The sequence below is a fragment of the Microbacterium sediminicola genome, from assembly GCF_039531125.1.
Classification (GTDB): Bacteria; Actinomycetota; Actinomycetes; order Actinomycetales; family Microbacteriaceae; genus Microbacterium; species Microbacterium sediminicola.
The window spans coordinates 177,475-188,707 of sequence record NZ_BAAAPL010000001.1; the positions used below are offsets into that span (position 1 = coordinate 177,475).

An 11,233-nucleotide genomic window follows, 5' to 3' on the forward strand; every position below is an offset into this window, starting at 1 on the left:
ATGACCATCACGACGACCGTCCCCGACCGCCCCGTCTACGCCCCGGGCAGCATCCTCGACCGCTCCACCCCGCTCGCAGAGGGCGCGATCGTGCTCGATGAGGATGTCGCTCCCCGCGCCCCCTGGTCGGGCATCGTCCGCGCGGGGGACGTGCTCACGATCGTGGATGTCGGAGGCAACCAGTCGGCCGACTGCCTCATCTTCGACGCGGCCGACACCGCCGAGCGGTACAGCGCGGCCGACACGATCGCGTGGCAGGGGAACGCGTATGTCCGCACCGGAACGGTGCTGCGCAGCAATCGGGGCCTGCCGCTCATGACGGTTGTTGCGAACGAGATCGACCGGCAAGACACGATCGGGGGCGCCTGCAGCAAAGAGTCGAACACGCTCCGATACGGCCACCACACGCTCTACCAGCACGGCTGCCGCGAGAACTTCCTCGCCGAAGGGACGCGCCACGGACTCACGGCGCGTGACCTCGTCTCGAACCTCAACTGGTTCATGAACGTGCCGGTCGAATCAGACGGCTCGCTTGGCATCGTCGACGGGATGTCCGCCCCCGGCAAGCGGGTCGCCCTCCGCGCCGAAAAGGATGTGCTGGTCGTCGTCTCGAACTGCCCACAGATGAACAACCCCTGCAACGACTTCAACTGCACACCGCTGCGCATGATCGTGACGCGCCCGTGACGGCCTTCGACACCGTCCTCATCGCCAACCGAGGCGAGATCGCCCGCCGCATCATCCGCTCCGCCCGCGCGGTGGGGCTGAAGACGGTGGCGGTGTATTCGGATGCCGACCGCGCCGCCCCGCACGTCCGTGAAGCCGACCTCGCCGTGCGGCTGGGCCCTGCGCCCGCCGCCGAGTCGTACCTGCGAATCGACGCGATCCTCGCCGCCGCGGCCGAGACGGGAGCCGGTGCCGTGCACCCCGGGTACGGGTTCCTCGCCGAGAACCTCGACGCCGCCCGCGCCGTCGAGGCGGCGGGGCTCGCGTGGATCGGCCCGACGCCGGCGCAGATCGAGCAGTTCGGCCTCAAGCACACGGCCCGCACGCTCGCCGAAGCAGCCGGTGTTCCGCTGCTGCCCGGCACGGGCCTCCTCCCCGACGTCGACACTGCACTCGCCGAGGCAGAGCGCATCGGCTACCCCGTCATGCTCAAGGCAACCGGCGGGGGAGGCGGGATTGGGATGCGTGCGTGCGCCGACCCTGCCGCTCTCACCGACGCGTTCGACGCCGTCGTCCGCCAAGCGGGAGCGAACTTCGGGAGCGCGGGCGTCTTCCTCGAAAAGCTCGTCTCCCGCGCCCGCCACGTCGAAGTGCAGATCTTCGGCGACGGCGAGGGCCGGGTCGCAATCCTCGGTGACCGCGACTGCAGCCTGCAGCGCCGCCACCAGAAAGTCATCGAAGAAGCCCCCGCGCCGAACCTTCCCGCCGCGGTGCGCGAGCTCCTCCACACGTCGGCACGCGCGCTCGCCGCATCCGTCGCCTACCGCTCTGCCGGCACCGTCGAGTTCGTCTACGACGCCGAGACCGCCGAGCCATACTTCCTCGAGGTCAACACGCGACTCCAGGTGGAGCATCCGGTCACCGAGGCCGTCACGGGGCTCGACCTCGTCGCCCTCATGCTGACCCTCGCTCGTGATGGTGACACCGGCATCGACCCCGCGCTGTTCGAGGCGACACCGGCCCCGCGCGGGCACGCCGTCGAGGCGCGGGTCTACGCCGAAGACCCCGCACGGCAGAACACGCCGTCGACGGGCCTAGTCACTCGCGTCGCCCTCCCCGGGTACGGTGCCCCCGCGATCCCCGGCGTCCGTGTCGACACCTGGATCGAGACCGGCGCCGAGGTCAGCCCGCACTACGACCCGCTCCTCGCGAAGGTCATCGCGCACGCCGACACCCGCGATGCGGCGCTCGATCTGCTCCGCGATGCGCTCGCCGCCAGCCGGATCGACGGGATCGTGTCGGGCACCGGGATGCTCCGCGACCTGTGCGACGTTCCCGCCTTCCGGTCCGTCACGCACGACACGGGAACGCTCGGCGTGAGCCACGATCCCGATGCCCGCATCGACGTCGAACGGCCGGGGCTCATGACGACCGTGCAAGACGTGCCGGGCCGCCTCGGGTACTGGCATATCGGCGTTCCGCCCTCGGGCCCGATGGACCCGCTGTCGTTCCGCGCCGCGAACCGTGCCGTCGGCAACAGCGATGACGCACCGGGGCTTGAGATCACGATGCAAGGGCCTGCGCTCCGGTTCAGCGCACCGGCGACCGTCTGCCTCACGGGAGCGGATGCCCCGGTCACGGTCGACGGGAATCCGATACCCCTGTGGGAGCCCATCGAGGTTCCCGCGGGTGGGCTGCTCGACATCGGGGACGCGCCGGGGCCTGGCATCCGCCTCTTCCTCGCCGTCCGCGGCGGCATCGACGTGCCTGCCTACCTCGGCAGCGCCTCGACCTTCACGCTCGGCGGATTCGGTGGCCACGGCGGGCGTGCGCTGCGCGCGGGCGACGTCCTGCGGATCGGCGCGCACGACACCAGCGAGTCCGTCGCCGCAATTCCTCTCGCCGACCGCCCGCGGCTGACCTCTGACTGGACGATCGCGGTCACCGAGGGCCCGCATGCCGCACCGGAATACTTCACCCGCGCCGACATCGACCAGCTCTACGCGACCGCCTACGAGGTGCAGGTGAACTCGGCGCGCACGGGCGTGCGGCTGACCGGCCCCAAGCCCGAGTGGGCGCGCACCGACGGGGGCGAAGCGGGCCTTCATCCCTCGAACATTCACGACACGGCATATGCCGTCGGCGCGCTCGATTTCACGGGCGACACCCCGATCATCCTCGGCCCCGACGGCCCGAGCCTCGGCGGCTTCGTGTGCCCCGCCGTCGTGGCGAGCGGTGATCTCTGGAAGATCGGACAGCTCCGCCCCGGTGACCGTGTGCGGTTCGTTCCCATCCGCGAAGCACTCGCTGCGCAGGTGCTGCCCGGTTCCTACGCGGGGGCCGAGTCCGCACCCGTCGGCGACGGGGACGACGGCATCATTGCGCGCCTTGCTCCGATCGAGACAGCGGGACGGATGCTCCGCCCCGGCGTCACCTACCGACGCGACGGCGACGACAACGTCCTCGTCGAATATGGGGAGCAGGTGCTCGACCTGGGCCTGCGGATGCGCGTTCACGCCCTGCAGGAGCGGCTCGCGGCAGCAGCGCCCGAGGGGATCATCGACGTGACCCCCGGTATCCGGTCGCTGCAGATCCACACGGAGGCCCACACCCTGCGTGCCTCCGAACTCGTCGGTCTGCTTCGCGAACTCGAGACTGACCTGCCTGCAACCGACGACATCGTCGTTCCGTCGCGCACGGTGCACCTGCCGCTGTCGTGGGATGACCCGGCGACGCGCCTCGCGATCGAGCGGTACATGGCGGGCGTGCGCGAAGATGCCCCGTGGACGCCGTGGAACATCGAGTTCATCCGTCGCATCAACGGGCTTGACACCGTCGACGACGTCGCGAAGACCGTCTTCGACGCCGAGTACCTCGTTCTGGGTCTCGGGGATGTCTACCTCGGCGCTCCGGTCGCGACGCCGCTTGATCCGCGACACCGGCTCGTGACGACGAAGTACAACCCCGCCCGCACCTGGACGGCCGAGAACTCGGTCGGCATCGGTGGCGCCTACCTCTGCATCTACGGCATGGAGGGTCCCGGCGGTTACCAGTTCGTCGGGCGCACTGTGCAGGTGTGGAACACCTACCGCCGCGGTGGGCTGTTCGAGAGCGATCCGTGGGCGCTGCGCTTCTTTGACCGCATCCGCTGGTACCCGGTCTCGGCTGACGAACTGCTCGAACTACGTGCTGAGACCGCGGCGGGCCGCGGGTCGTACCGCACGAGCGACGGCGCGTTCTCGGTCGCCGAGTACAACGGATTCCTCGCTGAGAATGCGGCCGGGATCGCCGAGTTCCGGGAGCGCCAGCACGCCGCCTTCGAGGCGGAAAAGGACCGCTGGCGCGCATCCGGCGAGTTCGACCGGGCCGTCGAGGCGGTCGCTGCCGCCGAGCCGACCGATATCGAGGTTCCGCCGGGGCAGCAGGCCGTGACGGCACCGTTCGCGGCGAGCGTGTGGAAAGTGAATGTCGAAACCGGCGACCGTGTGGGCCACGGCGACCGACTGATCGCGTTGGAGGCGATGAAGATGGAGACGGCCGTGACTGCGCCCCGCGAGGGCACCATCACCCGTGTGTTCGTGACCCCCGGTCAGGCCGTCGCGGCTGGGCAGGTTCTCGCCACGATCGGAGACCTCGCATGAGCGCCGGCGAGCGCGTCCGCGCCGCGTACGCCCGCATCCGCGAGGTCGATCGTCCCGAGATCTGGATCGCCCTCCGCGACGAAGATGACGCGATCCTCGCCGCGGAAGAAGTGGATGCCCGTGCCGCCGCGGGCGAGACCCTCCCGTTGCTGGGTCTGGTCGCGGCGGTCAAAGACAACATCGATGTCGCGGGGCTGCCGACGACGGCGGGAAGCCCCGCGTACGCATACGACCCAGAGGTGGATGCCCCGGCGGTCGCTCGCCTGCGCGAGGCGGGCGCTGTCATCCTTGGCAAGACGAACCTCGACCAGTTCGCGACCGGCCTTGTCGGCACCCGGAGCCCGCATGGCGCGGTCCGCGGGGCATGGTCGCCAGACCGCATCTCGGGTGGGTCGAGCTCCGGCTCTGCCGTTGCGACCGCCCTCGGGATCGTCGACATCGCCCTCGGCACCGACACCGCCGGGTCCGGCCGCGTTCCCGCCGCCCTCAATGGGATCGTCGGCGTGAAGCCGACCATCGGCCTTGTCCCCACGACCGGCGTTGTCCCCGCCTGCCGCACCATCGACTGCGTCACGGTGTTCGCCCGCGACCTCCGCGCGGCGCGCACGGCGGCCGAGATCATGTCCGGCCCTGACGGCGTCGACCCGCTGGCCCGCGCGGATGCCCCGGCCCCGGCGCTTGACGCGCGCCCCCGCGTCGCGGTGCCGACCGCCGAGCACCTCGGAGGACTCGCACCGGGGTGGGCCGAAGCCTTCCGTGGTGTCGTTGCGTCCCTCGCCGCCAACGGCGTCGAGATCGTGGAGGTCGACATCGCCCCGCTGCTCGAGGCCGCAACCCTCCTCTACGGCGGTGCGTTCGTTGCGGAGCGCACGGCCGCGGTCGGCGACTTCATCGAGACGCACGCCGACCTGATCGGCACCGACATCGACCCGACGGTCGCGAAGATCGTGCTCGGCGGGCGGGAGGCGCGCGCGAGCGACTACTTCCGCGACAGAGAAAATCTCGAGCGGCTGGGCCTCGAGGGTCTGCGCCGACTCGATGGCACGGTCGCCCTTCTCACCCCGACGACGACGTGGCACCCGACGCTCGACGATGTCGCTGCCGACCCGATCGGCGCGAACAGCCGGATGGGGAAGTACACCAACTTCGCGAATCTGCTCGACCGCAGTGCGCTCGCCGTTCCCGCCGGGGTCGTCGACGGCAAGCCGTTCGGCGTCATGCTGACGGGCGCCCCGTTCGCCGATCGAACGCTCGCGCAACTCGCCGAGAGGATCACGGCGCCTGCTATCGAGATCCTCGTCGTGGGTGCGCACCTGCGCGGCCAACCTCTCAACCACCAGCTCGTGGCGGCGGGCGGCACCTTCGCGCGCGCGGTGCACACGGCATCCGACTACCGCCTCTACGCCCTCGACACGGTGCCACCGAAGCCCGGCCTCGCGCGGGTGGTCGAGGGCGGTGCGGCCATCGCCGGTGAGGTGTGGCTGTTGCCCGCGGCAGGATTCGGAACGTTTGTCGCGTCGCTTCCGCAGCCGATGGGAGTGGGCAGCACGCGGCTCGACGACGGCACGAGCGTGACCGGATTCCTGTGCGAACGCGTCGCCCTCGAGGGTGCGACCGACATCACGGCGTTTGGTGGCTGGCGCGGCTATCTGCAGGGCCTGACATGATGTCGACCGTGACCGAGGAGAGAGCACGCGCGCGGGTCGGCCGGCCTCGTCGTATCCGCGCCGACGCTGACGAGCGTCCAGCGCCAGAGCAGATTCTCGACGCGGCAGCGGTGTTGTTCGCTGAACGCGGCTACGCGGCGACATCGACCCGCCAGATCGCAGAGCGCGCAGGCATGCGTCAGGCGACCTTGTACTACCACTTCGATGGCAAGTCTCAGATCCTTGCCGCCCTGCTCGATCAGACCGTCCGTCCGACAATCGACCAACTCGACAGAATCCGCGCCATACCTGACCCGGAAGCCGCGCTCGTCGCTCTCGCCGAACTCGACGTGCGTACATTGCTGGAGGCGCCACACCGGTTGGCCGTACTGTACGCATCGCCGGAAATCGCGGGGTCGGAGTTCGCTGGCTTCCACGCAGACCGCGCCCTCCTGCGGCAGGCCTACGTCGAAGCTGTCGCACGTATCGGTGTGGTCGATGACCCGGCGTTCATCGGTCGTTGTTGCCTCCAGATCGTCGAGGCGGCAACGGAGCTCGGCGCGACGGGGGAGGCGGATGACGCCACCCCGTCTCGACTCGCCGCGGTGTGTCTGACCCTCGCGACGTCGGTCGCGAAATGACCGACGTCGCTACTCGCGCGTGGATCCCGGGGGAGCAGCTCGCCGTGGGAGGAGTGCCGCGCCGCATTGTGCCCCTTGTTCTCGGCTACGAGCCGATCTCAGAGTCGGTCTCCGTCGCGGGCGGACGTCGATTCCGCTATCTCATGGAACCGGTGACGGCGGCGGCGATCGTGTTCGACTTCGGCTGGGTGCTCATCGACGGGGGATTCGATCCCGCGAATGTTGCAGACGACCATCGCCGGGCAGCGCGATTCTCGTATCGCAACTACACCCCCGTGGTTCCCGGGACGGACCCGCTCCGGGATCAGATCCGCGCAGCCGGTCTCTCGTGGAGCGATCTCGCCGCCGCGCTCCTCACACACGCGCATTTCGACCACACAGGTGCCGCGCGCATGCTCAAGGTCCACCAGCCGCTCGTGCTCCAGCGGCGAGAGTGGGAACACGTCTGCGCTGCGGAGGATCCACGCGCGGCGTTTCTCTTCCGTGATGACTTCGATCACCTCGGGCTGTCGGTGCTTCTCGTGGATGGTGACACGTCGTTGGCGCCGGGCTTGCGGGCTCTGTATACCCCTGGGCACACTCCGGGTCATCAGTCGATCAGCGTGGAGCTCCCGGAAGAAACGGTCATTTTGGCCGGTGATGCGGCTGATCTTCGCCGCAATGTCGAGCTGTGCATCCCGTGCGGATCGACGGTGGGTCCCAACGGTCCGGACGATGCTCAGCGATCGATCGATCGGCTGCATGCTCTCGACCGAGAAGGAGCGATCGTGTGGCCTGCCCATGACCCGGACTGGGGGCCGTGGGCTCGAGTGATCGACGCCCAGCCGTAGAGGTAGACGCCGCAGGCGCTTTCCACTGAAGCGTCAGGGCCGCCCGTAGGACTCGAGCCAGCGCAGCCACACCTCACTGAGGGTGGGGTACGCCGGCACGGCGTGCCACAGGCGGGCGAGGGGCACTTCCCCCACGACGGCGATCGTCGCCGCGTGCACCAACTCGCCCACGTCGGCTCCGACGAAGGTCGCGCCGACCAGGATGCCGCGATCCTCGTCGACGACGGCTCGCGCGCAGCCGCGGTAGGCATCGGAGAGGGTGGATGCTGCCGCCAGCCACCCGAGGTCGTAGTCGAGCACCCGGATCCGGATCCCCGCCTCTTCGGCCTGCTCGGCGGTCATCCCGATCGACGCGACCTCGGGGTCGGTGAAGGTCACCTGCGGCACGTGCCGGTGATCGGATGTCGCCACGTGCGTCCCGAAGGGGCGCAGGTCCAGCGGCGCGCCGTGCGCGCGTGCCGCTATCGCGTCACCCGCGGCACGCGCCTGGTACTTGCCCTGGTGGGTGAGCAGCGCGCGCCCGTTCACGTCGCCCACGGCATAAAGCCAGTCGGAGCCGGACACCAGCATCGTGTCGTCGACCTCCAGCCACGAGCCTGGCGTCATCCCGACCGATTCGAGGCCGATGTCATCGGTGCGCGGCGCCCGACCTGTCGCGACCAGGACCTGCTCGGCGGCCAGCGTCGTCCCATCCGACAGCGTGAGGCTCGCGCCGCTCTCGGACCGCACCGCGTCGACCACGCGTACGCCGGTCCGGACGCGTGCCCCGCGCGCGACGAGCGCATCGCGCACGGCATCGCCCGCGAACGGCTCCATTCCCCCCAGCAACCCGGAGCGCGCGATCACGGTGACAGCCGTGCCGAAGTCGGCAAAGGCTGTCGCCATCTCGCACGCCACCACCCCGCCACCGACGATCGCGAGTGACGAGGGCGCACGTGTGGCGGTGGTCGCGTCGCTGCTTGTCCACGGCTGGATGTCGCGCAGGATGTCCGGCACGTGTGGGCGCGATCCGGTGCAGACGGCGATCGCCTCATCCGCAATGAGATCGAGGGAGCGTCCGTGGGCCTGCGTCACGTGCACGCGCTTGCGGCCGGCGAGGCGGGCGTGACCGCGGACGAGGTCGATCCCGGCAGAGGCGAGCCACTCCACTTGGGAGCGATCGTCGTGGTGATGGGTGAGGGGGTTGTGGTGGGTGATCCGGTCGCGACGGGCGAGGGCGGCCTCGACATCCACCCCACCGCTCACCGCCTGGCGTGCGCCGTCGACGGCCCGCGCGGCGCGCAGGACCGCGCCCGGCCGCAACAGCGCCTTCGAGGGCATGCACGCCCAGTAGGAGCACTCACCGCCGACGAGCTCGTCCTCGACGATCGCCACGCGCAGCCCTGCCTGCGCCGCACGGTCGGCGACGTTCTCGCCGACCGCCCCTGCCCCGATGACCACCACGTCGTACTCTCGTGCCCCCATGTGGCCACGCTAGCCCTCGGGGCCCGCCCAGGGGAGGGGGTGCGCCGCAGATCTCCCGCGAAACCAGCCTCAGCGCGCGAGACCAGTCGTTGCGTGTGCACCCTGGCACTGGTTCCGGAGGGGACAACTGGTTTCGACCCACGTTGGGTGGATGCCGTTGGGCGGATGCCGTGGGGTGGATGCCGTGGGGTGTCGTGTCTGATTTCCGCCAGTGCGGGGCGGCTCGGCGTGTCAGGCTGAGGGGGTGACAGCGACGCAGAGCCCGCCGACGCGGCTGGCGATGACCTTCGACGAGAGGTATCGCGCCATCCATGCGCGCGATGTCCGGTTCGACGGTCAGTTCGTCACTGCGGTGCGCACGACCGGGATCTACTGTCGGCCGAGCTGCCCCGCGCGCACGCCGAAAGCCTCGAACGTGACGTTCTTCGCGACATCCGCTGCCGCGCACGAAGCCGGCTATCGCGCGTGTCGCCGCTGCCTGCCCGAGGCCGCCCCCGGTTCGCCCGAGTGGAATCTGCGCGGTGACGCGACAGCCCGGGCGATGCGACTGATCGCCGAGGGCGTGGTCGAGCGGGAGGGTGTCACCGGCCTCGCGACCCGTCTGGGGTATTCGAGCCGGCACCTCACGCGGATGCTCACGGCGGAGCTCGGCGCGGGACCCCTCGCCCTCAGCCGTGCACACCGCGCGCACACCGCGCGGATGCTCTTGATCGGCACCGACATGACCGCCGCCGACATCGCCTTCGCGGCCGGGTTCTCGAGTGTCCGGCAATTCAACGACACGATCCGCGAGGTGTTCGACCTCACTCCGCTGCAGCTGCGCGCCCGTCGTCGCGAGCACGAGCCCCACGCCGCGGGTGCGATCGATCTGGTGCTCCCGCACCGCGGGCCTCTCGATACGGCGGGGCTCTTCGCCTGGATGTCCGCCCGTGCCCTCCCGGGTGTCGAGACCGTCACGAGCACGTCGTTCGCACGCACCCTGAGCCTTCCCGGCGGACCGGCCTGGTTCGAGTTGCGCACGGCCGACCAGCGGCCGGAGGCTGGGGTGCGCCTGCGGGCGCGCCTCACCCACCTCGGCGATCTCGCGCCCCTCGTCACCCGCGCCCGGCGGCTGTTCGATCTGGATGCCGATCCTGCCGCGATCGACGCGGCACTTGCGGGGCACCCCGAGCTTGCGCCGCGAGTGGCCGCGGTGCCGGGCATCCGCGTACCCGGAGCCGCCGACCCTCACGAGATGCTCATCCGTGCGATGGTCGGGCAGCAGATCACCGTGGCCGCGGCGCGCACCGCGCTGACGACCCTGGCCGAGGAGCTCGGCGAGCGCGTCCCGGCCGCGGACGGGATTACGGAGAACCTGCTGTTCCCGACGATGACCGCGATCGCCGAGCACGCCTCCGAGGTGCTGCGCGGCCCGGGCGCTCGGGTGAGGGCGATCCGCGCGGCGGCGGCTGCCCTCGCCGACGGATCCCTCACCCTCACGATGGCCGATGACAGGGCCGACCAGCGGCGTGCCCTGCTCGCGATGCCGGGCATCGGGCCCTGGACCGCCGACTACGTGCGGATGCGTGTGCTCGCCGACCCCGATATCACCCTTCCCGGAGATGTCGCGGTGCGCGCCGGTGCGGCCCTGTGCGGCATTCCCTCCGATGCTGCCGGCTTCGCCGCGTGGGCCGGGCGCACTGCACCATGGCGCACGTACATGACCGCGCACCTGTGGCGCGCCGTCGCCGACGCGCGTCCGCCCGCACGACCCGCAACCCGACGCGGCCGAGCGTCCGCCGCCCCGACCCGCAACGAGGAGTCCGCATGACCGCGACAGTCGAGACCGTGTCCACCCCCGATGGCCCGTTCACCCTGCTCGCCGATGCCCAGGGCCGGGTGCTCGCGTCGGGCTGGACCGACAACCCGGCCGAGATCCTCGCGCGCGTGCACCCGATGCACCGCCCCGAAACGGCCGTGAGCGGCCGCACGGATGCCGCCGCCGCCGTCGCCGCGTACTACGCGGGCGAACTCACCGCGATCGACGCGGTCGACGTGGCCCAGTTCGGCACCGACCTGCAGCTCACCGGATGGCGCGCGCTGCGGCGTATCGCGCCGGGGAGCCCTCTCACGTATACCCAGTTCGCCGCCGAGCTCGGCAATCCGCGCGCGGTGCGGGCAGCGGCATCCATCTGCGCCCGCAACGCGCCTGCCCTGTTCGTCCCCTGCCACCGTGTCCTGCGCACGGATGGCTCGCTCGGGGGGTTCGCCTGGGGAATGGACGTCAAGCAGGCGTTGTTGAGACGGGAGCGGTTGCAGCAGCTCTGAGGCCCGGCCTAAGCTGGAGGGCTGCCGCGTTCGCGGCG

Annotated in this window: 8 protein-coding genes; 7 read left to right on the forward strand and 1 reads right to left on the reverse strand. The window is 70.6% G+C overall.

Features of this window, described 5'->3' with window-relative positions; all coding sequences use genetic code 11:
* The 5 genes from ABD206_RS00750 to ABD206_RS00770 are packed head-to-tail and all read left to right on the forward strand — an operon-like array spanning position 1 to position 7,424.
* A complete protein-coding gene (locus ABD206_RS00750; RefSeq protein ID WP_344067873.1) occupies positions 1-687 on the forward strand; it encodes an urea amidolyase associated protein UAAP2 in 687 nt (228 codons plus the stop codon).
* Entirely contained in the window at positions 684-4,307 is a 3,624-nt protein-coding gene (uca, locus tag ABD206_RS00755; RefSeq protein WP_344067875.1) for an urea carboxylase, read from the forward strand. Before ABD206_RS00750 ends, uca begins: the two co-directional genes overlap by 4 nt.
* Positions 4,304-5,974 carry an allophanate hydrolase gene (locus ABD206_RS00760; protein WP_344067876.1) on the forward strand — a complete coding sequence of 557 codons (1,671 nt, stop codon included), beginning with the start codon at positions 4,304-4,306 and terminating at the stop codon, positions 5,972-5,974. The genes uca and ABD206_RS00760 overlap by 4 nt, the downstream gene beginning before the upstream one ends.
* Before the next feature lie 8 nt (positions 5,975-5,982).
* Positions 5,983-6,594 (forward strand): TetR/AcrR family transcriptional regulator, encoded by a 612-nt coding sequence (locus tag ABD206_RS00765; protein ID WP_344067878.1) that lies wholly within the window; start codon positions 5,983-5,985, stop codon positions 6,592-6,594.
* The gene (locus ABD206_RS00770) at positions 6,561-7,424 is read left to right on the forward strand and encodes an N-acyl homoserine lactonase family protein (protein WP_344067880.1); all 864 of its coding nucleotides are present in this window, start codon (positions 6,561-6,563) and stop codon (positions 7,422-7,424) included. The genes ABD206_RS00765 and ABD206_RS00770 overlap by 34 nt, the downstream gene beginning before the upstream one ends.
* 33 nt (positions 7,425-7,457) lie before the next feature.
* On the opposite strand, the gene ABD206_RS00775 is transcribed toward ABD206_RS00770, so the two are convergent.
* Entirely contained in the window at positions 7,458-8,888 is a 1,431-nt protein-coding gene (locus ABD206_RS00775) for a dihydrolipoyl dehydrogenase family protein (protein ID WP_344067882.1), read from the reverse strand.
* 280 nt (positions 8,889-9,168) lie between these two features.
* Between ABD206_RS00775 and ABD206_RS00780 the strand changes: the two genes are divergently transcribed.
* The gene (locus ABD206_RS00780) at positions 9,169-10,698 is read left to right on the forward strand and encodes a DNA-3-methyladenine glycosylase 2 family protein (RefSeq protein WP_344071367.1); all 1,530 of its coding nucleotides are present in this window, start codon (positions 9,169-9,171) and stop codon (positions 10,696-10,698) included.
* A complete protein-coding gene (locus ABD206_RS00785) occupies positions 10,695-11,195 on the forward strand; it encodes a methylated-DNA--[protein]-cysteine S-methyltransferase (RefSeq protein WP_344067884.1) in 501 nt (166 codons plus the stop codon). The genes ABD206_RS00780 and ABD206_RS00785 overlap by 4 nt, the downstream gene beginning before the upstream one ends.
* Positions 11,196-11,233: the final 38 nt, after the last annotated feature.

What these genes read in the sequence shown, in the direction of transcription:
- ABD206_RS00785 (WP_344067884.1), top strand. Translation starts at nt 10,695, where the DNA reads ATGACCGCGACAGTCGAGACCGTGTCCACCCCCGATGGCCCGTTCACC.
- ABD206_RS00775 (WP_344067882.1), bottom strand. Translation starts at nt 8,888, where the DNA reads ATGGGGGCACGAGAGTACGACGTGGTGGTCATCGGGGCAGGGGCGGTC.
- ABD206_RS00760 (WP_344067876.1), top strand. Translation starts at nt 4,304, where the DNA reads ATGAGCGCCGGCGAGCGCGTCCGCGCCGCGTACGCCCGCATCCGCGAG.
- ABD206_RS00750 (WP_344067873.1), top strand. Translation starts at nt 1, where the DNA reads ATGACCATCACGACGACCGTCCCCGACCGCCCCGTCTACGCCCCGGGC.
- ABD206_RS00780 (WP_344071367.1), top strand. Translation starts at nt 9,169, where the DNA reads ATGACCTTCGACGAGAGGTATCGCGCCATCCATGCGCGCGATGTCCGG.